This window comes from Nocardioides litoris, from assembly GCF_006346315.1.
Classification (GTDB): Bacteria; Actinomycetota; Actinomycetes; order Propionibacteriales; family Nocardioidaceae; genus Nocardioides; species Nocardioides litoris.
Map to the genome: position 1 here is coordinate 1,589,843 of NZ_VDMR01000001.1, position 24,405 is coordinate 1,614,247.

The 24,405-nt window shown below is 71.5% G+C and carries 23 protein-coding genes; 22 read left to right on the forward strand and 1 reads right to left on the reverse strand.

Translation table 11 applies throughout. The annotated features are described in order from the left end of the window. Positions 1-78 precede the first annotated feature (78 nt). From FJQ57_RS07650 to FJQ57_RS07725, 16 genes are all read left to right on the forward strand, one after another. The gene (locus FJQ57_RS07650) at positions 79-669 is read left to right on the forward strand and encodes an alternate-type signal peptide domain-containing protein (RefSeq protein ID WP_139978652.1); all 591 of its coding nucleotides are present in this window, start codon (positions 79-81) and stop codon (positions 667-669) included. 31 nt (positions 670-700) lie between these two features. After that, positions 701-1,282, forward strand: coding sequence for a signal peptidase I (locus FJQ57_RS07655; RefSeq protein ID WP_139978654.1), 582 nt, complete (start codon positions 701-703; stop codon positions 1,280-1,282). After that, the gene (locus tag FJQ57_RS07660) at positions 1,282-1,926 is read left to right on the forward strand and encodes an LPXTG cell wall anchor domain-containing protein (protein ID WP_139978656.1); all 645 of its coding nucleotides are present in this window, start codon (positions 1,282-1,284) and stop codon (positions 1,924-1,926) included. The genes FJQ57_RS07655 and FJQ57_RS07660 overlap by 1 nt, the downstream gene beginning before the upstream one ends. Before the next feature lie 138 nt (positions 1,927-2,064). Next, positions 2,065-2,718: a TasA family protein gene (locus FJQ57_RS07665; protein WP_139978657.1), complete on the forward strand. Its 654-nt coding sequence runs from the start codon at positions 2,065-2,067 to the stop codon at positions 2,716-2,718. A 2-nt stretch (positions 2,719-2,720) separates the two neighbouring features. After that, entirely contained in the window at positions 2,721-4,058 is a 1,338-nt protein-coding gene (locus FJQ57_RS07670) for a signal peptidase I (RefSeq protein WP_211348766.1), read from the forward strand. Positions 4,059-4,082: 24 nt separating this feature from the next. After that, the gene (gene pdxT, locus FJQ57_RS07675) at positions 4,083-4,673 is read left to right on the forward strand and encodes a pyridoxal 5'-phosphate synthase glutaminase subunit PdxT (RefSeq protein WP_139978661.1); all 591 of its coding nucleotides are present in this window, start codon (positions 4,083-4,085) and stop codon (positions 4,671-4,673) included. A 12-nt stretch (positions 4,674-4,685) separates the two neighbouring features. Continuing rightward, the gene (locus tag FJQ57_RS07680; protein ID WP_139978663.1) at positions 4,686-5,459 is read left to right on the forward strand and encodes a YebC/PmpR family DNA-binding transcriptional regulator; all 774 of its coding nucleotides are present in this window, start codon (positions 4,686-4,688) and stop codon (positions 5,457-5,459) included. Between the two features lie 33 nt (positions 5,460-5,492). Further along, positions 5,493-6,029 (forward strand): hypothetical protein, encoded by a 537-nt coding sequence (locus FJQ57_RS07685; RefSeq protein ID WP_139978665.1) that lies wholly within the window; start codon positions 5,493-5,495, stop codon positions 6,027-6,029. Positions 6,030-6,138: 109 nt separating this feature from the next. Beyond that, positions 6,139-6,678, forward strand: a complete 540-nt coding sequence (ruvC, locus tag FJQ57_RS07690; RefSeq protein ID WP_139978667.1) for a crossover junction endodeoxyribonuclease RuvC — start codon at positions 6,139-6,141, stop codon at positions 6,676-6,678. After that, a complete protein-coding gene (gene ruvA, locus FJQ57_RS07695) occupies positions 6,675-7,277 on the forward strand; it encodes a Holliday junction branch migration protein RuvA (protein ID WP_139978669.1) in 603 nt (200 codons plus the stop codon). The genes ruvC and ruvA overlap by 4 nt, the downstream gene beginning before the upstream one ends. 76 nt (positions 7,278-7,353) lie before the next feature. Continuing rightward, entirely contained in the window at positions 7,354-8,403 is a 1,050-nt protein-coding gene (ruvB, locus tag FJQ57_RS07700; RefSeq protein ID WP_139979169.1) for a Holliday junction branch migration DNA helicase RuvB, read from the forward strand. A 132-nt stretch (positions 8,404-8,535) separates the two neighbouring features. Beyond that, entirely contained in the window at positions 8,536-8,874 is a 339-nt protein-coding gene (gene yajC / locus FJQ57_RS07705; RefSeq protein ID WP_139978671.1) for a preprotein translocase subunit YajC, read from the forward strand. Between the two features lie 3 nt (positions 8,875-8,877). Beyond that, positions 8,878-10,788 carry a protein translocase subunit SecD gene (gene secD / locus FJQ57_RS07710; RefSeq protein WP_139978673.1) on the forward strand — a complete coding sequence of 637 codons (1,911 nt, stop codon included), beginning with the start codon at positions 8,878-8,880 and terminating at the stop codon, positions 10,786-10,788. Then, a complete protein-coding gene (gene secF, locus FJQ57_RS07715) occupies positions 10,788-12,041 on the forward strand; it encodes a protein translocase subunit SecF (RefSeq protein ID WP_139978675.1) in 1,254 nt (417 codons plus the stop codon). Before secD ends, secF begins: the two co-directional genes overlap by 1 nt. Continuing rightward, positions 12,038-12,601: an adenine phosphoribosyltransferase gene (locus tag FJQ57_RS07720; protein ID WP_139978677.1), complete on the forward strand. Its 564-nt coding sequence runs from the start codon at positions 12,038-12,040 to the stop codon at positions 12,599-12,601. Before secF ends, FJQ57_RS07720 begins: the two co-directional genes overlap by 4 nt. A gap of 144 nt (positions 12,602-12,745) precedes the next feature. After that, positions 12,746-14,989, forward strand: a complete 2,244-nt coding sequence (locus tag FJQ57_RS07725) for a RelA/SpoT family protein (RefSeq protein ID WP_139979171.1) — start codon at positions 12,746-12,748, stop codon at positions 14,987-14,989. 519 nt (positions 14,990-15,508) lie between these two features. Here FJQ57_RS07725 and FJQ57_RS07730 read toward each other — a convergent pair. Then, on the reverse strand, positions 15,509-16,750 hold the full coding sequence (locus FJQ57_RS07730; RefSeq protein WP_139978679.1) for a DUF349 domain-containing protein: 1,242 nt from the start codon (positions 16,748-16,750) through the stop codon (positions 15,509-15,511). A 119-nt stretch (positions 16,751-16,869) separates the two neighbouring features. Here FJQ57_RS07730 and FJQ57_RS07735 point away from each other — a divergent pair, with 119 nt between their 5' ends. The 6 genes from FJQ57_RS07735 (at position 16,870) to FJQ57_RS07760 (ending at position 24,298) form a co-directional block, all read left to right on the forward strand. Further along, entirely contained in the window at positions 16,870-17,592 is a 723-nt protein-coding gene (locus FJQ57_RS07735) for an MBL fold metallo-hydrolase (RefSeq protein WP_139978681.1), read from the forward strand. Positions 17,593-17,594: 2 nt separating this feature from the next. Next, positions 17,595-18,929 carry a histidine--tRNA ligase gene (gene hisS, locus FJQ57_RS07740; RefSeq protein WP_139978682.1) on the forward strand — a complete coding sequence of 445 codons (1,335 nt, stop codon included), beginning with the start codon at positions 17,595-17,597 and terminating at the stop codon, positions 18,927-18,929. Between the two features lie 279 nt (positions 18,930-19,208). After that, entirely contained in the window at positions 19,209-20,228 is a 1,020-nt protein-coding gene (locus FJQ57_RS07745) for an ABC transporter permease (RefSeq protein WP_139978684.1), read from the forward strand. A 50-nt stretch (positions 20,229-20,278) separates the two neighbouring features. Beyond that, complete coding sequence (locus FJQ57_RS07750; RefSeq protein ID WP_170219318.1) at positions 20,279-22,054, forward strand: ABC transporter substrate-binding protein; 1,776 nt, start codon at positions 20,279-20,281, stop codon at positions 22,052-22,054. Positions 22,055-22,208: 154 nt separating this feature from the next. After that, positions 22,209-23,210: an ABC transporter permease gene (locus tag FJQ57_RS07755; RefSeq protein ID WP_139978688.1), complete on the forward strand. Its 1,002-nt coding sequence runs from the start codon at positions 22,209-22,211 to the stop codon at positions 23,208-23,210. Further along, positions 23,207-24,298, forward strand: coding sequence for an ABC transporter ATP-binding protein (locus FJQ57_RS07760; RefSeq protein ID WP_139978690.1), 1,092 nt, complete (start codon positions 23,207-23,209; stop codon positions 24,296-24,298). Before FJQ57_RS07755 ends, FJQ57_RS07760 begins: the two co-directional genes overlap by 4 nt. Positions 24,299-24,405 lie beyond the last annotated feature (107 nt).

The following is a 24,405-nucleotide window of genomic DNA, read 5'->3' on the forward strand; positions in this document are numbered from 1 at the left end:
GCGGCACTTGCGCTTGGTCCGGCTGAATTGGTCCTGTCGCCGGAACAGGGGTTCCGGCTCCTCCCACGAAGGACCACCATGAACAAGACCGCCAAGGGCGCCCTCGCCGCCACCGCCGCCGCTGCTCTCCTGATGGGGGGCGCCGGGTCCCTCGCCTTCTGGACCGACGCCGACACCGTCAACGGGGGCAGCTTCACCTCCGGCGACCTCGACATCACCGCCGTCGGTTGCGACGCGAACTGGGTCTACGCCCCCGGCAACGCCAAGGCTGGCACCACGGTGACGAAGTTCGTCCCCGGCGACAAGATCACCAAGAACTGCACCTTCACCGTCACCGGCTCGGGTGACAACCTGCGCGCGGCAGTCGACCTGCCGGGCACGATCCCCGTCCAGGGCACGGAGGGCACCTCCTTCAAAGTGGTCAACGCCGCCAGCTACAAGCTCAGCAAGGGTGGGGTCGACAAGGCTCTCCTGAACGGCAAGGAGATCACCTCGGCCGACAACGGGTCGATCCTCACCGCGACCATCGTCTCCACCTTCGACTTCGGCTCCAGCGAGCAGGGGAACCCGAAGGTGAACGCCAACGACATGCAGAAGATCACGCGGACGGTCGACGGGCTCAAGGTCAGCCTGACCCAGGTCGACCCGAACGCCCCGGTCGCTCCCTGATCCGCCGGGCTCCCTGCCGCACCTGACGGTCATGTCGACCCTTGTGGCGCCGAGCCGCCACCGCGCCGAGGCTCCTGCCTCGGCCGGTGGCGGTCCGGTGAGGTTCTGCCTGCAGGTCGTCGCCTGGCTGGTCATCCTGGCCAGCCTCGCCGTCCTCGCCGCGGCGGTCGTCGTCCCCCGGATCGGGGGCGCGACGCCGTACGCGATCCTGACCGGGTCCATGCGTCCCGGCCTGCCGCCCGGCACGCTCGTGGTGGCCAAGCCGGTCGACCCCGCCGAGATCGGTGTCGGCACGGTCATCACCTACCAGCTCAACTCGGGTGAACCGACCGTCGTGACCCACCGCGTCATCGCGGTCCGCCAGTCACTCGACGGCGACCTGGAGCTCCAGACCCAGGGCGACGCCAACGACGTCGCCGATGAGAAGTGGGTCCGCCCCGAGCAGGTGCGTGGCGAGCTCTGGTACGCCGTCCCGCACCTCGGCCGCCTCAACGGCGTCCTCAACGGCGACCAGCGCCAGCTCCTGGTGTACGCCGCCGCGGCCGGCCTCGCCCTTTACGCCCTGCGCATGTTCGCCGGCGCCGGGCGCGACCGGGTCCGCCGGAGGCGCTGATGCGCCGCGCAGCGGTGGTCGCGACCGCGCTCGGGTGCGCCGTCCCGCTGGCCGTCCCTGTCCCGGCTCTCGCCGACGGCGAGCTCGTCCTCAGCCACGACGGTCGGCACTGGGTCGATCGGCTCCAGCGGCCGCTCTTCGACCCCGACGTCCGTTGGGTGCCCGGCGACGTCCGCCGGGCACGGTTCTACCTGCGCAACGACGCCCCCGACCCGGGCCTGGTCTCGATGGACGTCGAGCGCACCCGGCGGGTCGCGCTCGTCGACACCGGGTTCCTCAGAATGGCCGCGCGAGCCGACGGGGGTCCCTGGACCACGATCACCACCGACGGCGTCTCCCGCCTCGTCGACGAGGAGGCGATCCGCTCCGGCCGGGCCGTGCCCGTCGACGTGCGCGTGTCCATGGGCATCGACGCCCCCAACGGGACCATGGTCCTCTCCAGCGACCTCGACTTCCGGGTCACCGTCCGCGATGCCCGGTCGGCCGCGGTCGAGCAGCCGACCTCCTCCGGCAGCGGCGTCCTCCCCGACACCGGGTCCGCCGTCGCCCCGTGGGTCCCGCCGCTCGGGCTCGGGCTCGTCGTCGCCGGCTGGTGGCTGACCGGCGCCCGCCGACGGCGCCGCGACGACACCACCGCTGGGTGACGCCGGCTTGACCCGATCTTGAGCAAGGCCGTTCCCCGGCTTGCGGCCGGCTTGATCGCCGGTTCCTACCGTTCTTCTCGTGGCTCGGACGAGCCGCGACACCTGGCCCCCCACGGCCCCCTCCCAGGAGCACTCCCCATGAGCAGCCACCGCGCCCCGAAGACCCGTCGCGCCCCCCGTCGTCGCAGCGGTCGGACGCGCGCCATCATCTCGCTCGGCGCCATCGCGGTCCTCGCGACCGGCATGAGCGTCAAGGGCACCTTCGCGTTCTGGACCGACGCGGCGACGGCCAGCACCGGCTCGTTCACCTCCGGCACCCTCGACATCTCCGTCAACGGCGCTCTCGCTCAGCAGAACGGTGGCACCACCGCGCTGACGGCGTTCAAGATGGACACCATGGTCCCCGGTGAGAGCGTCGCGTTCTCCTTCCCGGTCAAGAACGAGGGAACGGTCCCGTTCACCTACAAGGTGACCGGCACGGGCTCGGGTGCGCTGGCCGTGGCCAACGGCCTCCAGTACGCCGTGTACTTCGGCTCCGCCGCGACCAACACCGGCACCGCGGCTGCCGGCACCCGGGCCGGTGCCTGCGGCACGGCGACGGCGACCGACAGCAACACCACGCCGCTCACCTCGACCTCGGCCACCCTGACCAACGCCGACCGCACCCTTGCCCCGACCGCGACCGAGACGGTCTGCGTGATCGCGCGGCTCAACTTCAACGCCGGCAACGACCTGCAGGGGAAGTCGGGCAGCGCGACCCTGGTGCTCGACTCCAAGCAGGTCGGGGCCTGACCGTGGTCTCGCGCCTGCGGGAGCTCGTCCTCTGGGTGGGGGCTGCTCTCGGGCTCCTCGCCGTCGTCACCGCCCTGGCCGTCGCCCTCGGCGGCTTCAGCTTCCTGGTCTTCCGGTCCGGTTCCATGGCTCCCGAGATCCCGACGGGCGGACTCGCCCTCGCCCGCACCGTCGACGCCTCCGACCTGCGCCCGGGGGACGTCGTCAGCGTCACCGCCGCGAGTGGTGAGCGGATCACCCACCGTGTCCAGAGCACCACGCTGCGTGGTGACCAGGCCTCGCTCGTCCTCAAGGGCGACGCCAACAACACCGCCGACTCGGAGGTGTACGTCGTCACCTCGGCCGAGCGAGTCATCGCCTCGATGCCCTACGGCGGCTACGTCGTCGCGCACCTGCTCACGCCGCCCGGGCTCGTGGCCCTCGGCGCGCTCAGCGCGATGCTGCTCCTGCTCACGTCTGGTCGTCAAAAGGACCGTGCGCCAGCGGTTCCCCGCGGTGGCCGGCACGCCGACACCGGAACGCGACGACGACGTCGTCGGGCGGCCACCGTGCTCGTCGCCGGTTCCGTGGCCACGGCGGCGGTCATCGGCACCAGCGGGACCCTGGCGACCTTCACCGATCGCGCGACGGCGGCCACCAGCACCAGCACGAGCGGCAGCATCGCTGTACCCGCCCAGCCCGACGTCATCACCCAGACCACCGGGACCGGCGCGGCGCCCATCTCCTGGGCCCCGGTCAAGACGGGCGACACCGGCGCCATGACCTATGACATCGTCCGCTACACCCAGGCGACCGGCGGTACGGGCACGGTGATGTGCCAGGACGTGACGTCCCCGCTGAGCTGCACGGAGCCGAAGCCGGCGACCGCAGCTGCGAACACCACCTACTACTACGGCGTCCGGGCCAGGTACGGCGCCAACTGGACCTCGGAGTCGACGACACGCCGCGCCTACACCCCCGACGTGATCTCGCCCGGCGGCAACTACCAGACGCCCGTGCTCACCTCGTGCACCAACACGCAGCTCGCCTGCGGCACGGCCTCAGACTCTGGTGGGGGAACGGTCGCTCGGGTCGAGTTCTCGCTCCTGCGGGTCCGCACGCTGATCCTCAACCTGTCCGCGACCGCGCAGTGCTGGAACGGGTCGGCCTACGTCGGCGCCACCAACGGGGCGTGCCCCACGTTCCAGCTGGCCACGGGCACCACCTCGTGGTCGGTGCCGGGATCCAAGTCCACGGCCTACGCACCCGCTCCCGTGGGCTACAGCCAGGACTTCACGCTGATCATCCGCCTGGTCGATTCGTACGGCAACGTTCGCACCTCCTCGCCCATCGAGTACTGACGTCAGCCGCTAGGGTCGCGGCCCGTGACCACCATCGGCGTCCTCGCCCTCCAGGGCGACGTCCGCGAGCACCTGCGGGCGCTGACGGGCCTCGGCGCCCACGCCGTCGCCGTACGACGACCGGAGGAGCTGGCCGCGGTCGACGGTCTCGTGCTGCCGGGTGGTGAGTCCACGACGATCGCCAAGCTCGCCCGCACCTTCGACCTGCTCGAGCCGCTCCGCGCACGCATCGCCGACGGGCTCCCGGTGCTCGGCACCTGCGCCGGGATGATCCTGCTCGCCGACCGCGTGCTCGACGGCGCCGAGGGCCAGGAGACGGTGGGCGGACTCGACGTCACGGTCCGTCGCAACGCCTTCGGCCGCCAGGTGGACTCCTTCGAGGGGCCGGTGGAGGTCGCCGGCCTTGACGAGCCGGTGCACGGGGTGTTCATCCGTGCTCCGTGGGTCGAGTCGACCGGCCCCGGGGTCGAGGTGCTCGCCCGGACCGACGACCCCGATAGGATCGTCATGGTGCGACAGGACGCGCTGATGGCGACGTCCTTCCATCCCGAGGTGGGTGACGACCCCCGGGTCCACGGTCTCTTCCTGGACCTGGTGACCCAGACGCAGACGTAGGAAGAGGTACGCATGTCCGGCCACTCCAAGTGGGCGACCACGAAGCACAAGAAGGCCGCGCTCGACTCCAAGCGCAGCAAGATGACGACCAAGCTCATCAAGAATATCGAGGTCGCGGCGCGCATGGGCGGGGGAGACCCCGCGGGCAACCCCACGTTGTTCGACGCCATCCAGAAGGCCAAGAAGTCCTCGGTCACCAAGGACAACATCGAGCGCGCGGTCAAGCGAGGGTCGGGCGCCGAGACCGGCGGGGCGGACTACCAGACGATCATGTACGAGGGCTACGGCCCGGCCGGCGTGGCCCTGCTCATCGAGTGCCTCACCGACAACAAGAACCGCGCCGCGATGGAGGTCCGGACCGCGATGAGCCGTAACGGCGGCTCCCTCGCCGACCCCGGCTCCGTCTCGTTCCTGTTCCACCGCAAGGGCGTCGTCACGGTGCCGGTCGAGCAGGACGGCAAGAAGGTCGACGAGGACGACGTCCTCGAGGCCACCCTCGAGGCCGGCGCCGACGAGGTCAACGACCTCGGCGACACCCTCGAGGTCGTCTCGGAGTCCAACGACCTGGTGGCGGTCCGCACCGCCCTCCAGGCGGCCGGCATCGACTACGACGCCGCCGACGCCTCCTTCGTGCCCGACAACAAGGTCGCCCTCGACGCCGACGGCGCGGCCAAGCTGTTCCGGCTCATCGACGTCCTCGAGGACCTCGACGACGTCCAGACGATCTACGCCAACTACGACGTGTCCGACGACGTCATGGCCGAGCTCGAGGGCGCCGACGCCTGAGGCGCAGGACGCCGGACGCCGTACCCTGGGCCGGTGCCCTCCACCGACCTCTCCCGTCGTTCCCGCCCGCGCCTCCTGGGCGCTCTCACGCTGGCCGTCGCCACGGCGCTGACCGTCCTGCCGGTCACCTCGCCGACCGCTCACGCCGACGTCAGCGGCGGCAGTGCGCAGCAGCGCAGCGACCCGCGCGGCGACGTGCGCGACGTGCGGGGCGACGCGCGCTCGGTCGCCGTGCGCACCGGTCGGACCTACTCGACCGAGCTGCGCTGGTACGGCTCGCCCCAGCCCGCCGCCAAGGTCTACGCCCAGGTGTGGTTCCGCAACAACCGCACGGGGGCGCCGACCTGGCAGGCCTACGCCGTGTGGAACGGTTCCTGGACGGCCGGCATCTACCGCAGCGGTGACGCGACCCGTCGGTGTCGTGCCAACGCCACCTGGATCGACAGCAAGAAGGGGGTGCGCGTGACCTTCGCCCCCGGCTGCGTCGGGCGGGTGCTCCCGGGCACGGTCTCGGGCCAGAGCATCGCCCAGCTGCAGTACGGCACCTACGTGGACAAGGTCAACCGCTGAGGCGACCGTGGGCCGACCGCGTGTCGCGCTCCCACCCGGCTGGCGGTCGGGCTAGCGTCGGCTGCGAACACACGTTCGACCGAACGTGTGTCGGTGGGAGGCGGTCGAGGTGCGCGTGCTGGGGATCGACCCCGGGCTGACCCGGTGCGGCATGGGGGTGGTCGACGGTGACGTCGGCCGTCCATTGCGCCTCGTCGACGTCGGCGTGCTGCGCACGACCTCGACGCTGCCCGTCCCGGAGCGGCTGGTCACGATCGAGCGCGGTGTCGACGCCTGGATCGAGGAGCACCAGCCCGACGCCGTCGCGGTCGAGCGGGTCTTCGCCCGCTCCGACGTCAGCACCGTGATGGGCACCGCCCAGGCCAGCGGCATCGCCATGGTGTGCGCGGCGCGGCGGGGCCTGCCGGTCGCCCTGCACACGCCGAGCGAGGTCAAGGCGGCCGTCTCCGGCAGCGGCCGGGCCGACAAGGCCCAGGTGACCGCGATGGTCACCCGCATCCTGCGCCTCGACGCGCCACCCAAGCCCGCCGACGCGGCCGACGCCCTGGCGCTCGCCATCACCCACATCTGGCGCGGTGGCGCCCAGGCCCGCCTCGACGCGGCCGTCGCCCGCACCGCCCCCACCCGACGGAGGACCTGGACCCCGTGATCGCCCACGTCCGCGGCGAGGTCGCCGCCCTCACCCTGACCAGCGCCGTCCTCGAGGTCGGCGGTGTCGGTCTCGAGCTGATGTGCACCCCCGGCACCCTCGCCTCCCTCCGCACCGGCCAGCCCGCGCGGCTGGCCACGAGCATGGTCGTGCGCGAGGACTCCCTGACCCTGTTCGGGTTCGTCGACGACGACGAGAAGGCGGTCTTCGAGCTCGTGCAGACCGCCTCGGGCGTCGGGCCCAAGGTCGCCCAGGCCATCACCGCGGTCCTCAGCCCCGACGACCTGCGCCGGGCCATCGCCTCCGACGACGTCAAGACGCTGACCCGGGTGCCGGGCATCGGCCAGAAGGGCGCGCAGCGCATCATCCTCGAGCTCAAGGACCGCATCGGCGCGCCGACCGGGCCCCGCGTCCCCGGCGCGCCGGCCGCTCCCGTCGTCGACGCCTGGCGCGGCCAGGTCCACCAGGGACTGGTCGGCCTCGGCTGGCCGGCCAAGGACGCCGACAAGGCGGTCGAGGCGGTGGCCGACCAGGCCGGCGACGCCCCCGACGTGGGTGCGCTGCTGCGCGCTGCCCTGCGCACCCTGAGCAAGGCCTGACGTGCACGACGACGACCTCGACGACCTCGACGACCTCGACGACCTCGACGACCTCACGGAGGCGGAGGAGCGTCACCTGCGCTCCCGCACCGGGTCGCTGACCGCGGCCGAGGCCGAGGGCGACGAGCGGGCCATCGAGGCGGCGCTGCGTCCGCGCACGCTCGACGAGGTCGTCGGCCAGGCGCGGGTGCGCGAGCAGCTCGGCCTGGTCCTCGACGCCGCCAAGGCCCGCGGTCGGGCCCCCGACCACGTCCTGCTCTCCGGCCCGCCCGGGCTCGGCAAGACGACGCTGGCCATGATCATCGCCGCCGAGCTCGGCTCGCCGCTGCGCCTGACCAGCGGCCCCGCGATCACCCACGCCGGCGACCTCGCCGCCATCCTGTCCGGCCTCAACGAGGGTGACGTCCTCTTCATCGACGAGATCCACCGGATGTCGCGGCCGGCCGAGGAGATGCTCTACCTCGCCATGGAGGACTTCCGGGTCGACGTGGTCATCGGCAAGGGGCCCGGCGCCACCGCCATCCCGCTGGAGATCCCGCCCTTCACCCTCGTCGGCGCGACGACCCGTGCCGGGCTGCTGCCCGGGCCGCTGCGCGACCGCTTCGGGTTCACCGGCCACCTCGAGTTCTACGACCCGGCCGAGCTCGACCTCATCGTGCACCGCTCGGCCGACCTGCTCGGCGTACGCCTCACCGACGAGGGCGCCGCCGAGATCGCCTCCCGCTCCCGTGGCACCCCGCGCATCGCCAACCGGCTGCTGCGCCGGGTCCGTGACTACGCCCAGGTGCGCGCCGACGGCGTGGTCACCCTCGAGGTCGCCCACGCGACCCTCGACCTCTACGAGGTCGACGCCCTCGGCCTCGACCGGCTCGACGTCGCCGTCATCGACGTGCTGTGCCGCCGGTTCGGCGGCGGTCCGGTGGGCGTGTCCACGCTGGCCGTGGCCGTGGGGGAGGAGCGAGAGACGGTCGAGGAGGTCGCCGAGCCCTTCCTGGTCCGGCTGGGCTTCCTGTCCCGCACCCCGCGCGGGCGCATCGCGACCCCGGCCGCCTGGGCCCACCTCGGCCTCCCGGCCCCGGCCGCCCCAGATCGGCCCGCCGACGAGGGAACTCTCTTCGACACCTGACACGTTGGGGTCCTTGGTGCAGGAGGTGCGGATTGGTCCGTGCCGGGACCACCGCGGCTATGCTTGCCCGTCGCCCGGTCCGCTGTCCTGCGGCCCTGTGCTCCTGCTCGACTCATGTGAGAGGTCTCGTCCGTGGAAGGGCTCGTCCCGCCGCTGCTCCTCGTGGGCATGCTCCTGGTGTTCTGGTTGCTGGTCGTGCGCCCCGGCGTACGCCGTGAGCGCGAGCGTCGCGCGATGCAGACGGCCCTCGTGGCCGGCGACCGCATCGTCTTGACGTCCGGCTTCTTCGGCACCGTGGTCGCCCTCCACGACGACCGCGCCGAGGTCGAGCTGGCTCCCGGCACGGTCGTGACCGTCGCCCTGGGCGCCGTCGGCGGCCTCGCCCCGGAGCCCGAGCACACCAGCGCACCCACCCTGCAGAAGAAGTCCGACACCGGGTCGTCGCAGACGCCCGAGTCCGAGGAGAGCTGAACGTTGGCGAAGAAGCAGGCCCGACCGGGACGCACCCTCGTGGTGTTCCTCCTGGGCACGGCGATCCTGTACGGCTTGGTGGCCCTGGCCGGGTCCTGGAAGCCCGAGCTCGGCCTGGACCTCCAGGGCGGCACCCGCATCACCCTGCAGGCGCAGGGCAACCCGAGCCGTGACAACCTCGAGGAGGCGCGCTCGATCATCGACCGGCGCGTCAACGGCTCGGGTGTCTCCGAGGCCGAGGTGATCACCCAGGGCGACAACATCGTCGTGGAGATCCCCGGCAGCCAGAACCGCAACCTGGTCGAGGTCGTCCAGCGCCAGGCGCAGCTGCGGTTCCGCCTCGTCGCCTGCCGCGACATCTGCCAGCCGCCGACGGGCGCGCAGGGCGCCACCGACGTCCCCGGCGTCGACGAGGTCCCCTCGACGGGTGCCGAGGTGCCTGCCCCGCCGGCCGAGGAGGCCCCCTCGGCCCCCGCCGCGCCGTCGTCCGCGCCGGCCTCGGCCAACCGTGTCGCGCCGGGCTGGGCCCGCGCGGGCACGACCCCGTCGCCCGCCCCGTCCGCGGGCGCCTCGGCCACGGCCACGCCCGCCCCCGGCGCGCCCGCCTCGCCGAGCGACGGCGCATCGCCCGCCGACGGCACCGCCCCCACCGAGGGCGCGACCCCGACCGCGCCGGCCGACACGCAGGACTTCGACACCAACGCCGTCGTCCCGCTCGACGACGCCATCGCCTTCATCCGTGGTGGCTACACCCAGGCCGACGTCGACCTGTTCGACAGCTACTCCTGCAACGACGACGGCACGGTGACCAAGAACCCCGACGCCGCCGCCGACGTGCCCGACCGCCCGGTCGACGACCCGAGCAAGCCGCTGGTGGGCTGCGAGCCGGCCGCCCCGGCCGTCGGCGACATCCCGGCGCGCGCAGCGACGAAGTACCTGCTCTCTCCCGCCGTCATCCAGGGCACCGACCTCGACGACGCCGGCTACCAGATCCCCCAGAACGAGGTCCGCTACGTCGTCACCCTGCAGCTCGGTGGCAAGGGACGCGAGGTCTTCGCCGCCGCTTCGAGCGAGGGTGGCCTGGTCAAGGGCGAGAACGGCGAGAACTTCGCCATGGTCCTCGACGGCACCGTGCTCTCGGCGCCGTACTTCTCCAGCGTCATCGGCGACGGCAACGCCCAGATCTCGGGCAACTTCACCGAGGCCGAGGCGCGCGACCTGTCCAACTCGCTGAAGTTCGGCTCGCTGCCGATCGCCTTCCAGGACCCGACGGTCGAGACGATCGGCCCCTCGCTCGCCGGTGACCAGCTCAGTGCGGGTCTCGTGGCGGGTGCGTTCGGCCTGGGGCTCGTGCTCATCTACTGCCTGCTCTACTACCGCGGGCTCGGCCTCGTCGTGGTGGCCTCGCTGCTCGCGGCCGCGGCCGTCACCTACGCCCTGGTCCTGCTGCTCAGCGAGACCGCGGGCTTCGTGCTGACCCTGCCCGGCATCGCCGGCCTGATCATCGCGGTCGGTGTCACCGCCGACTCCTTCATCATCTTCTTCGAGCGCATCCGCGACGAGATGCGCGAGGGCAAGTCGATGCGGGTCGCGGTGGAGACCGGCTGGAAGCGCGCCAAGGTCACCCGACTGGCCGCCCAGGTCGTCTCGCTGCTCTCGGCGGCCGTGCTCTACATCTTCGCGACCGGCGTGGTGAAGGGCTTCGGCTTCGCGCTCGGGCTCACCACGATCGTCGACCTGGCGATCCTGTTCTGGTTCACCAAGCCGATGGTGTCCTGGCTGGCCCGGTTCCACTTCTTCAACTCCGGCTCGCGCTGGTCCGGCCTGAGCCCGGAGACCCTCGGCATCGACCGTGCTGAGCAGTCGACCACCGAACCGACCAAGACGGCCGTCACGGCTGGAGGGAAGGCCTGATGGGCAAGGCATCGCGTCTGGGCAACGACCTCTACACGGGTCGCAAGTCCTACGACTTCGTCGGCAACCGGTCCCGGTGGTACGCCATCACGGGCGTCATCGTGCTGCTGGCCTTCGGCGCCCTCTTCATCAAGGGCCTCAACTTCGGCATCGAGTTCACCGGCGGCACCGAGTACCGCGTCCCGGTCGCCTCCGCCACGCAGGAGCGCGCCGACGAGCTCGGCGACGTCGTGGCCGCCAGCGGCATCCCCGGCACCGAGTCACCCATCGTCACCACCGCGGGCGGCTCCGTGCTGATCCAGGTCGAGGACATCACCCAGGACGAGGGCGACCAGATCGCCGCGGCGCTCTCGGAGGCCTCCGGCGTCGCCGAGGACCAGCTGACGATCAACGAGATCGGCGCGAGCTGGGGCCAGGAGGTCGCGACCCGCGCCGTCATCGGCGTCGCAGTGTTCCTCGTCCTGGTCCTGATCTTCATCGCGTTCTACTTCCGCGAGTGGAAGATGTCGATCGGCGCGCTCGTCGCGCTCATCCACGACGTGGTCATCACGATGGGCGTCTACGCCCTCTCCGGCTTCCAGGTCACGCCGTCGGCGGTCACCGGCCTGTTGGCGATCCTCGGCTTCTCGCTCTACGACACGGTCGTGGTGTTCGACAAGATCAAGGAGAACACCCGCGACATGCGGGCCAACCGCCAGACCTACGCCGAGGCGGCCAACCTGGCGGTCAACCAGACGCTCGTGCGGTCGATCAACACCGGCATCGTGGCCCTCATCCCGATCGGTGCGATCCTCGTCGTCAGCGCGTCCCAGCTGGGCGCCAGCTCGCTGCAGGACCTCGCGCTCTCGCAGTTCGTCGGCATGGCCGTCGGTGTCTACTCCTCGGTCGCCCTGGCCCCGCGCGTCGTCGTGCACCTGAAGTCCAACGAGTCCGAGGTCAAGCTGGCCGAGCGCCGGGCCAAGGCACGGGCCAAGGCCCAGGCCGACCGGTACGCCGCGGTGCCCGCCTTCACCGACGACCTGCCGGTGCAGGACGACCCCGACGGCGACGACCTCGACGACCTCGACGGGACCGACGAGCCCGGTCGGGTCCGTCCCCAGCTGGCCAAGCAGGGGTCCTCGGGCGCCGGCTCCGAGCCCGGCCGGGGTCGCGCCGTGCCGCCCTCGCGGGGCCCGGTGTCCCAGAGCGGCAGCTCCGGGCGCCAGCAGCCCACCCGCCAGCCGAAGTCCAAGCGCGGGAAGCCCCAGGCGTGACGCTCGGCCACACCGCGGACGTCGGCCGGGCTGCGGCCGAGGCGCTGGCGACCCTCGTCCCCGACGTCGCCGACTTCCCCGAGCCGGGGATCGTGTTCAAGGACATCACGCCGCTGCTGGCCGACCCGGCCGGGCTGCGGGCCGTCGTCGACGCCCTGGCCGAGGTCGGCCGGCGCGACGGCGAGGTCGTCGTCGACAAGGTGGTCGGCATGGAGGCCCGGGGCTTCATCCTGGCCGCCCCGGTCGCGCTCGCCCTCGGCGTCGGGTTCGTCCCGGTGCGCAAGGCGGGCAAGCTGCCGCGCGAGACCCATGCCGTGTCCTACGCCCTCGAGTACGGCGAGGCGACGCTCGAGCTGCACCGCGACGCGATCGCGCCGGGGGAGCGGGTCCTGCTCGTCGACGACGTGCTCGCCACGGGCGGCACGGTGGCGGCGACCCGCGACCTGGTCGCCGCCTGTGGGGGCACCGCCACGGCCGTCGCCGTCCTGATGGAGCTGTCCTTCCTTCCCGGGCGGGCCGCGGTCGGCGACCTTCCGGTGCATGCCCTCACGACCGTCTGACGTCCTGCCTACACTGGGACGATGACGGAGGAGCGCACCGCGGCGACGACCACCGGCCCGCGTGCGAGCACCCCGTCGGCCCGGCACGAGACGGCGGCCGAGCCGCCCCGCCCCGTGTCGGCCCCGCCCGGGCCAGGCCGGGGCATGCGGGCCAAGCTCGCCCGCATCGGCACCCGCGCCCCGGTGGCCAACCCGGTCCTCGACCCGCTCTTCCGGGCCGTGCGGGCCAACCACCCCAAGGCCGACCTGGCGCTGCTCGAGCGGGCCTACCGCACGGCCGAGCAGATGCACGGCACCCAGATGCGCAAGAGCGGTGACCCCTACATCACCCACCCGCTCGCGGTCACCACCATCCTCGCCGGCATCGGCATGACCGAGCCCACCCTGGTCGCGGCGCTGCTGCACGACACGGTCGAGGACACGCCCTACACGCTCGAGCAGTGCCGCGAGGACTTCGGCGACGAGGTCGCGCAGATGGTCGACGGCGTGACCAAGCTCGACAAGGTCGTCTACGGCGACTCGGCGCAGGCCGAGACGATCCGCAAGATGATCGTGGCGATGTCGCGCGACATCCGGGTGCTGGTCATCAAGCTCGCCGACCGGTTGCACAACATGCGCACGCTGCGCTACGTGCCGCTCAAGAGCCAGGAGCGCACCGCCCGCGAGACCCTCGACATCTACGCCCCGCTGGCCCACCGGCTCGGCATGAACACCATCAAGTGGGAGCTCGAGGACCTCGCCTTCGCGACCCTCCACCCCAAGATCTACGACGAGATCGTGCGGATGGTGGCCGAGCGCGCCCCGTCGCGTGACAGCTTCCTGGCCGAGGTGATCAGCCAGGTCGAGAAGGACCTGCGCGAGGGCAAGATCAAGGCCACCGTCACGGGCCGGCCCAAGCACTACTACTCGATCTACCAGAAGATGATCGTCGGCGGCCGCGAGTTCTCCGACATCTACGACCTGGTCGGCATCCGCATCCTCGTCGACGAGGACCGTGACTGCTACGGCGTGCTCGGTGTCCTCCACTCCCGGTGGAACCCGGTCCTCGGCCGGTTCAAGGACTACGTCGCGATGCCGAAGTTCAACATGTACCAGTCGTTGCACACGACCGTGATCGGCCCGCAGGGCAAGCCGGTCGAGATGCAGATCCGCACCTTTTCCATGCACCGTCGCGCCGAGTACGGCGTCGCGGCGCACTGGAAGTACAAGGAGGACGGCCGCGAGGGCCGCGACACCGACCGTCGCCTCGACGGGCCGGGCTCCGGCGGCGACATGGGCTGGGTCCGCCAGCTGCTCGACTGGCAGTCCGAGGTCGAGGACCCGGGCGAGTTCCTCGAGTCGCTGCGCTTCGAGATCAACCGCGCCGAGACCTACGTGTTCACCCCCCGCGGCGACGTGATCGCCCTGCCGTCCGGGTCGACGCCGGTCGACTTCGCCTACGCCGTGCACACCGAGGTCGGCCACCACACCATCGGCGCCCGGGTCAACGGACGGCTGGTCCCGCTGGAGTCCCAGCTCGACAACGGTGACGTGGTGGAGGTCTTCACCTCCAAGTCGGTCAACGCCGGCCCCTCCCGCGACTGGCTGACCTTCGTCAAGTCACCCCGGGCGCGTTCCAAGATCCGCCAGTGGTTCACCAAGGAGCGCCGCGAGGAGGCCGTCGAGCGCGGCAAGGACTCGATCGCCAAGCTGATGCGCAAGGAGGGCCTGCCCCTCAAGCGGCTGCTGACCCACGACTCGCTCAGCCTGGTCGCGACCCACTTCAAGCTGGCCGACGTCACCGCGCTGTACGCCGCCGTCGGCGAGGGCAACCTCGGCGCCCAGTCCGTCGTACGCCGGGTCATCGAGCTCAACGGCGGCGAGGAGGGTGTGCAGGAGGACCTCGCCGAGGCCGTCACCATCACCGGCCGCCGCAGCCACTCCCGCGCCGGCGGAGGCGCCGACGCCGGCGTCATCGTCAAGGGCTCGCCCGACGTGTGGGTCAAGCTCGCCAAGTGCTGCACCCCCGTGCCGCCGGACGACGTCCTCGGGTTCGTGACCAAGGGCGGCGGCGTCTCGGTGCACCGGACCGACTGCACCAACGCCGGTGACCTGCAGCGCCAGCCCGAGAAGGTCCTCGAGGTCGAGTGGGCCCCGACGGGCCAGTCGACCTTCCTGGTCAACATCCAGGTCGAGGCGCTCGACCGCGCCCGCCTGCTCTCCGACATCACCATGGTGCTCTCCGACGCCCACGTGAACATCCTGTCGGCCAACCTCTCGACCACCCGCGACCGCGTCGCGAAGTCACGCTTCACCTTCGAGATGGCCGAGGCCAAGCACCTCGACAACGTGCTCAAGGCCGTGCGGAGCGTCCCGGGGGTCTTCGACGCCTACCGCGTGACCGCCTGAGCCTGGCCGGCCGATGTCTTCCCGGGGCTGGTGTGGGCGGCCGCGCGCGTAGTCGATCGGGTCTCCGCGTCAAGGACGCCTGCGGCGCCGGCTCCGCCGGCCGCTCCGCGGTCCTTGACCCGGAGCCTCGCCCGATCGACTGACGGCGCGCTCAACGGCACGGGCTCCGCCCGCGCCGCCGCTGGCGCGGCCGCCCCATCCGTCACACGGGTGTCACTCCTGCGACGCAACTCCCACTCCTGGCAGGTAGTTACCGACCAGGGGTGGGAGATTCCCGCCATGCGTGGTGCCGATGTGACGTGTGGGGCGGGTGGCCGCGCCAGCGGCGGCGCGCCGAGCCTGCGAGGCGTCGCCGACAGCGCGCAGTCAGGCAGGCTGCGCGAGGCTCGGGGTCAAGGACGGCCGGAGGCCGCCGCGCAGCGGCGCGAGCGCAGCGAGCGTCCTTGACGCCGAGACGCGGCCTGCCACGCGCGCGGCCACCCGACCCACCCCGGGTCACCGGCCCGCGGGAGGACCAGGTCAGCCCGAGAAGTCCGCCGAGGCGCGGCGCGCCATGTCGAGGAACGACCGCCGGGACTCGAGGTTCTCCTCGAGCTCCTTGACCTTGCGGTCGTTGCCGGCGGCGCGGGCCTTCTCGAGGTCGGCTTCCACCTTGGCGATGGCGTCCTCGAGCTTGGTGACCATGTCGTTGGCGCGGGCCGACTTCTCGGGGTCAGAGCGCCGCCACTGCTCGTCCTCGGCGGCCCGGATGGCGTTCTCGACGGCGCGGATGCGGCCCTCGAGCTCCTTGACCCGGGCGCGCGGGACCTTGCCGGCGGCCTCCCACTTCTCGGCGATGTCGCGGTAGGCGCGCTTGACCGACTCGAGCTCCTGGCCGCCCTCGAGGGCGCCGACCAGGGCCTCGGCCTGCACGATCAGCTCGTCCTTGACGACCGCGTTGGCCTCGAACTCCGCGTCGAGTGCGGCGTTGGCGGCGTCGCGGGCACCGAAGAAGGTGTCCTGGGCGCCGCGGAACCGCTTCCACAGCTCGTCGTCGACGTCCTTGGGTGCGGGGCCGGCGGCCTTCCAGTCACGCATCAGGTCGCGGTAGCGGCCGGCGGTCGGGCCCCAGTCGGTCGAGGTCGCGAGCGCCTCGGCCTCCTTGGCCAGCCGCTCCTTGACCACGCGGGCTCCCTGGCGCTTCTCGTCCTGCTCGGCGAAGTGGACCTTGCGGGCCTTCGTGTACGCCGTGCGAGCGCTGGAGAACCGCTTCCACAGCGCGTCGTCGGAGGGACGGTCGATGCGGGGGAGCGCCTTCCAGCGGTCGAGCAGGTCGCGCAGGCGGTTGGCGCCGTTGCGCCAGTCGGTGCCCTCGGCGATGCGCTCGGCCTCCGCGACGAGCTCCTCCTTGGCGGCCTTGGCCTCGGCTGCCTTCTCGGCTTTCTCGGCCTTGCGGGTCTCGCGCTGCGCGGCCAGCACCGGGGCGAGGGCGTCGAGCCGGGCGCTCAGGGAGGCCAGGTCGCCGACGGCGTTGGCGTCGGTCACCTGCGCCCGGACGGTCTTGATCGACTCCGCGGCCTCCTCGGGGGAGAGCTTGCCCGAGTTGACCCGCTGCTCGAGGAGCTGCACCTCGAACGCGAGCGCGTCGAACCGCTCGGTGAAGAACTGGAGGGCCTCCTCGGGCGTGCCCGCGGGGTAGGACCCCACCGAGCGCTCTCCGTCGGCGGTCTTCACGTACACGGTGCCGTCGTCGTCGACGCGACCCCATTCACTGCTCGTCACTGCGTTCCCTCTTCGTCGGTCGTGGCGCGGGACCACCCTAGGGCACGCCCCGACGCGACGGAGGCCCCCAGCCCGCACCAGGGCACGAGGACTGAAGGCCTGGTCGCTACCCTGAGCCGGTGCTGATCGCCGCCTTCCCTGCCGGCCCGTGGGGCACCAACTGCTACGTGGTGGCCACCGGCAAGGGCTCCGAGTGCGTGGTCATCGACCCGGGCAAGGACGCGAGCGACGGCGTGGCCGAGGTCGTGCGCGAGCACCGCCTCAAGCCGGTCGCGGTCCTGGTCACCCACGGCCACGTCGACCACATGTGGTGCGTGGCCCCGGTCGCCGGCACCTACGACGCCACGGCCTGGATCCACCCACGCGACCGGCACCTGCTGGCCGACCCGATGCAGGGCATGTCGGCCGAGACGACCTCGATGCTGCTCGGCGGCCGCTACGAGTTCGCCGAGCCGGACGACGTGCAGGAGCTCGCCGACGCCCAGACCCTCGAGCTGGCCGGTCTCTCCTTCGTCGTCGACCACGCGCCCGGCCACACCGAGGGCTCGGTCGCGTTCCGCACGCCGTACGGCGAGGACCACGGCCTGGCCGACGTCTCCGAGCTGATGTTCTCCGGCGACCTGCTCTTCGCGGGCTCGATCGGCCGCACCGACCTGCCGGGTGGCGACCACGCGACGATGCTCGACTCGCTGCGCACCAAGGTGCTGCCCCTGGCCGACGACGTGGTGGTGCTGCCCGGCCACGGGGAGCAGACCTCCATCGGGCGCGAGCGCGCGACCAACCCGTTCCTGCAGGACCTGCTCGACGGCGGCCCCGTCGGCCGTACGACGCGAGGGCTGTGAGCATGGCGCGCCCGACCCCGATCAGCGGGTTCCCCGAGCTGCTGCCCGAGCAGCGCGTCGTGGAGCAGCACGCGATCGACACCCTCCGGCGGACCTTCGAGCTGCACGGCTTCGCCGGCATCGAGACCCGGGTCGTCGAGCCCCTCGACCGGCTGGCCAAGGGCGGCGAGATCGACAAGGAGATCTACGTCCTGCGCCGGCTGCAGGCCGACGACAGCGCCTCCGACGCCGGTCTCGCGCTGCACTTCGACCTCACCGTCCCCTTCGCGCGCTACGTGCTGGAGAACGCCGGCAAGCTCGAGTTCCCCTTCCGGCGCTACCAGGTGCAGCCCGTCTGGCGGGGGGAGCGGCCCCAGGTGGGCCGCTACCGCCAGTTCACCCAGGCCGACATCGACATCGTCGGTCGTGACGAGCTGCCCTTCCACCACGACGTCGAGGTCATGCGGGTCATGGTCGAGGCGATCAGCGCCCTCCCGGTGCCGCCGGTCTCCTTCCAGCTCAACAACCGCAAGCTCATCCAGGGCTTCTACCGCGGGCTGGGCCTGACCGACCTCACCGCTGCCATCCGGGTCATCGACAAGCTCGACAAGCTCGCCCCCGAGGCCGTGGCGGCCCTGCTGGTCGAGCAGGTCGGCGCGAGCGAGGAGCAAGCCGCGCGCTGCCTCGAGCTGGCCACCATCCGGGTCGGCGACACCTCCTTCGTCGAACGCGTGCGTGCCCTCGGGGTCACCGACGAGCTGCTCGACGAGGGCCTGGCCGAGCTGGCCGCGGTGGTCGAGGGCTGCGCCTCGGCGGCGGGGGAGCGGGTCACCGTCGAGGCCAACCTGCGCATCGCGCGCGGCCTGGACTACTACACCGGCACGGTCGTCGAGATCTTCATGGAGGGCTACGAGCACCTCAAGTCGGTCGGTGGTGGCGGGCGCTACGACCGGTTGGCCGACGACGGCCGCAACGTCTACCCCGGCGTCGGGGTCTCCTTCGGACTGACCCGCACCCTGGTGCCGCTGATCGCCGACGGCGTCCTCGCCGGCAGCCGCAAGGTGCCGAGCGCGGTGCTCGTCGCCGTGGCCGACGAGGAGACGCGACCCGCCAGCGACGAGGTCGCGCGGGCGCTGCGCTCGCGCGGCGTCCCCTGCGAGGTCGCGCCGACCGCCGCCCGCTTCGGCAAGCAGATCCGCGTCGCCGAGCGTCGCGGCATCCCGTTCGTCTGGTTCGTCCAGGACGACGGCTCGCACCAGGTCAAGGACATCCGCTCCGGGGACCAGGTCGCCGCCGACGTCGCGGCGTGGGTGCCTCCCGCGGCCGACCTGCGCGCCGGCACCGTCCGCCCGGGCTGAGACCACCCCCGCCCGTCCTCGGGCGCACCGTCCGGCCCACCTGCGCCATGCCCGCACGGGCATCGTGCCACCGGCCCGGACGCCGGAAGATCTCATCTGTCCGGGGGTTGTCGCCGGACGCCGGGAGGCTTCTCGGCTTGATGCAATCGTTACCTCGACGTGTCGCTCCGTCGCCTGCAGGTCGCTTAGAGTCCTCCGCGGCGCACAGGCGCGCCGGTGGCACGCAAGGCCTCCGGCACACGGCATCGGACCCCATCTCGGGGGTCCTCAGAGGCGGACATGACTTCTGCGGGCACGGAGGCCCTCGAGGCCCGAAGCGACATCAACCCGTCGACCGAGCCCCCGGCGCCCAAGGACATCGCGGGGCGCTCCCCGACCCGGATCGCCCTGGCCCGCCTGGCCAAGGACAAGGTCGCGGTCGTGTGCGGGCTCGTCCTGCTGCTGCTGGTGCTGGCCGGCCTGTTCGCGCCGGTGATCTGCAACGCGCTCAACATCTACAAGGACTACTCGCCGGGCGCCCCCCGCGCCAGCGACGTCCTCGACTTCGACAGCTACCCGCTGGTGGGCCCGCCCTACTACCCGTTCACGTGGGACCACCCGCTCGGCGTCGAGCCCAACACCGGCTACGACAACCTGGCGCTGCTGCTCTACGGCCTGCGCACCTCGTTGTTCATCGCCGTCCTGGCCACCGTGGTCTCCACGGTCGTCGGGGTCACGCTCGGCCTGGTCGCGGGCTACGCCAAGGGCTGGGTCGACTCGCTGCTGTCGTTCTTCATCGACTTCATGCTGTCGTTCCCGTTCATCCTGGGCGCGCTGGCGCTCGCCCCGATCATCACGACCCGCTTCGGCGGCAACTCCGAGACGCTCGGCCGTGCCGAGTTCCTCTCGCTGGTCGGCGTGCTCGTGCTCTTCGGCTGGATGGGCCTGGCTCGCCTGGTCCGCGGCCAGGTGCTCTCGCTGCGCGAGCGGGAGTTCGTCCAGGCCGCCCAGGTCATCGGCGTGCCCACCCGGCGCATCCTGTTCAAGGAGCTGCTGCCCAACCTGGTGGCCCCGATCGTCGTCTCGCTCTCCCTCGCGCTGCCGGCCTACGTCGCCGCCGAGGCGGGCCTGTCCTTCCTCGGCATCGGGCTGAGCGAGGGCACCTCGCTGGGCAAGACCATCGCCAGCGCGCGCGGCTACTACGACACGTACCCGCTCTACCTGTGGGTGCCGGTCGGCACGATCATGGTGCTCGTCATCGCCCTCAACCTCTTGGGCGACTCCGTGCGAGACGCCTTCGACCCCAAGACTCGCCGATGAGCCGAATCCGCGGCCTCGGGAGAAACACAGAAGAGAAGGGTGGGCACACGATGCGGTTCAAGAAGCCGTTGATCGCCGTCTCCCTCGTCACGACCTTCGCCCTCGCTGCCTGTGGTGGCAGCGGTGGCAACGGTGGCGGCGGCGGTGGGACCGAGGGCGACGTCGACCAGGAGACCCTGGGCGACACCGGTAGTGCGCAGGACGCGTCGCGCGTCGACGGGCCCGTGGAGATCGACGGCGCCACCGAGGGTGGCAACATCAATGTCATCTCGGCGGCCGGTCTGAACACCATGCACCCGAGCGAGGCGTACTACCAGAACACCTCGACCATCCTCAGCGGCCTCATCACCCGCCAGATGACGCAGTACGTGTACGACGAGGACAGCAAGTCGATGGTGCTCATCCCCGACCTGGCCACCGACCTCGGCACGCCCAACGACGACTTCACCGAGTGGACCTTCACGCTGAAGGACGGCATCAAGTACGAGGACGGCACGCCGGTCACGGCCGAGGACCTCGTCTTCGCCGCCGCCGCGTCGATGGACCGCACCCAGTTCCCCGAGGGCCCCGCCTACTCCAACGACTACCTGGAGAGCGGCGACACCTACGAGGGCTACTTCACCGCCGGCAACACCCTCGACGGGTTCACCGGTGCCGAGGCCGACGGCAACACCATCACCTACAAGGCCCGCAAGCCCTTCCCGGACCTGCCCTACTGGCTGACCTTCCCGGCCATGGGCCCGCAGAACGAGCAGGCCTCGGCCGACCCGGCCGCCTACGCCCGCAAGCCGCTGGCCACCGGCCCCTACAAGTTCGACCAGTACACCCCCGAGAAGTCGCTCACCCTGGTCCGCAACGACCAGTGGGACCCCGCGACCGACCCGGGCCGCACGCAGTACCCCGACTCGTACTCCATGGAGTTCCAGGTCGAATCCGAGCAGATCGACCAGCGCATGCTGGCCGACTCCGGTGACGACCAGACCACGATCTCCTACGACGACGTGCTCAACCAGAACTACCGCGCGATGGAGGAGACCGGCCGTCTCGTCGTCGGTGGCTTCCCGCTGACCCGCTACTGGGCTCCCGACTACCGCAAGATCACCGACGTCCGGGTCCGCCAGGCGCTCGCCCTGGCCTACCCCTACGCCGACGCCTACAAGGCCGGCGGTCTGATCGAGGGCGTCACGGCCATCCCCGGCCAGGCGCTCATGCCGCCGGGCACCGTGGGTCGCAAGGACTTCCCCGCGATCGAGGACATGGAGGACGCCGGCACCGACGTCGAGCGGGCTCGCCAGCTCCTCGAGGAGGCCGACGCCGTGGGCTACGAGATCATCTGGCCCTACGCCAAGGACGACCCGCAGTCGGTCGCCGCGAAGGACGCCGTCGTCGCCTCGCTCAACGACGCCGGCTTCAAGGCCAGCCCGCTGGCCTCGACCGTCGCCGACGTCTCGACCGTCCGCTCCGACCCCGACGCCCCGATCAACGTCCGCACCGCGGGCTGGATCGCGGACTGGCCGTCCGGCTCGTCGTGGTTCCCGCCGCTGATCGAGAGCACCAACCTCAAGGCCGAGGGCACGGGCTCCAACTACTCGATCTTCAGCGAGCCCACCGTCGACGAGAAGATCGCCGAGATCCAGGAGATGCCGGTCGACGAGCAGGCCGACGCCTGGGGCGAGCTCGACGAGCAGGTCATGACCGAGTACCTCCCGCTCTTCGTCACCGGCTACGGCGGCGTCGCGCAGATGCACGGCTCCAAGGTCGGTGGCATGAACATCGACAACACCATCGGTCAGCCGACCTGGAAGTCGCTGCACGTCACGCAGTGACCTGAGGGTCAGCTCCACCTGGTCGCCGGGTCATCGCACCTCGGTGCGGTGACCCGGCGATCGCCCTTGTGCCCGGGGCGGTGCCACCCGGCGTCTCGACCGTCGTCCCCCGCCCCGTCCAGCACGTCCACCACCTCGAGGAGAGGTCCACCCCATGCTCGGCTTCGTCGTGCGGCGACTGCTCTCGTCGCTCATCGTCCTGCTCCTGGCGTCCTTCGTCGTCTTCGCCGTCTTCTACCTGGGCCCGAGCAACCCGGCGCGCCCGGTGTGCGAGGGGGCCGGCGGCCGCTGCACGCCCGAGCGGCTGGTGGCGATCGAGAAGCAGATGGGCCTCGACAAGCCCGTCCTGTCGGCCTACGGCGAGTTCATGGGCGGCATCGTCAAGGGCCGCGAGATCGACTTCGGGGCCAGCGCCTACGACTGCACCGCTCCCTGCCTCGGGGTGTCCTACGACACCCGCAACTTCGTCACCGACGAGCTGAAGGAACGCATCGTCCCCACGATCCTGCTCGCCATCGGTGGGTCGATCGTGTTCCTCGTCGTCGGCGTGACGACCGGCATCCTCGCCGCCTCGAGACGGGGGTCATCGACCGACCGGCTGCTGGTGAGCGGCAGCCTCCTGGTCTCCTCGATCCCGTACTACCTGCTCTGCCTGATCGCGTGGATCTTCCTGACGCTGCAGACCAACATCTTCCCGGCGACCGGCTACTTCCCGATCACCGAGAACCCCCTCAAGACGATCGGCGGGCTCCTGCTGCCCTCGCTGGTGCTCGGCTTCGCCACGGCACCCGCCTATGCGCGCTACACGCGCGGCCAGATGGTCGAGACGCTCGGCGACGACTTCGTGCGCACCGCCTCGGCCAAGGGCCTGCCCCGCAGGCGGGTGCTGTTCCGGCACGCGCTCCGGGCGGCGATCGTGCCCATCGTGACCATCTTCGGCCTCGACTTCGGTGCCCTGCTCGCCGGCACGATCTTCACCGAGGCCATCTTCAGCATCGACGGCATCGGCCGGTGGGGCCTGGAGGCCCTGGACTCGCCGCTCGACCTGCCCGTGATCACCGCGACCGTCCTCGTCGGGGCCACGTTCATCGTGGTCTCCAACTTGGTCGTCGACATCGCGTACGGCTTCCTGGACCCGAGGGTGAGGATCGGATGACCTCCACGCAGACCACCAGCACCACTGGCACGCCCGACGGCGCGCCGTACCTCGAGGTCACCGACCTCACCGTCAAGTTCCCCACCGCCGACGGCCTCGTCAACGCGGTCAGCGACCTGAGCTACAGCGTCCCGCTGGGCCGCACGCTCGGCATCGTGGGCGAGTCCGGGTCGGGCAAGTCGGTCTCGAGCATGGCCGTGCTCGGCCTGCACGACGCCCGGTCGGCCCGCATCACCGGCTCGATCAAGGTCGGCGGCCGCGAGGTCGTCGGCATGGACGAGCGCGACCTGCGCTCGCTGCGCGGCAACACCGTGTCGATGATCTTCCAGGACGCCCTGGCCGCGCTGCACCCGTTCTACCGCGTGGGGCAGCAGCTCGCCGAGGCCTACCGGGTGCACCACCCGTCGGCGTCGAAGAAGGAGGCGCGCGCGCGCGCCATCGACATGCTCGACCGGGTCGGCATCCCGTCGCCGAAGTCGCGGGTCGACGACTTCCCGCACCAGTTCTCCGGCGGCATGCGGCAGCGCGTGATGATCGCGATGGGCCTCATCAACGACCCGGCGCTGCTGATCGCCGACGAGCCCACGACCGCGCTCGACGTCACCGTGCAGGCCCAGATCCTCGACCTGCTGCAGGACCTGCAGCGGGAGTTCAACTCCGCCATCATCATGATCACCCACGACCTCGGCGTGATCGCCGAGATCGCCGACGACGTGCTGGTCATGTACTCCGGCCGGGCGGTCGAGTACGGCTCGACCCGCGAGATCCTGTCGCACCCCGAGATGCCCTACACCTGGGGCCTGCTCTCGAGCGTGCCCGACGTGCACTCCGACACCAACGCGCGGATGATCCCGATCCCGGGCACGCCGCCGAGCCTGCTGAACCCGCTGCCGGGGTGCCCGTTCGAGCCGCGCTGCGCCCACCGCGACAAGGTGCCGGGCGACCTGTGCTCCACCACGCTGCCCGAGCTGCGGCCCGGCGGGCGGGGCGCGGGGCACGTCAAGCGGTGCCACCTGCCCGACCCGGACGCCATCTACGAGGCCGAGGTGCTCCCCGAGATCGCCCCTGACCTCGCCAAGGAGAACTGATGTCCCACCTGCGTCCCGAGTCCGAGCCGACTCCCGACGACAAGCCGGTGCTGGCCAAGGACGAGGTCGGGGAGGCACCCGCCTTCGACGACCTCGTCGAGCAGACC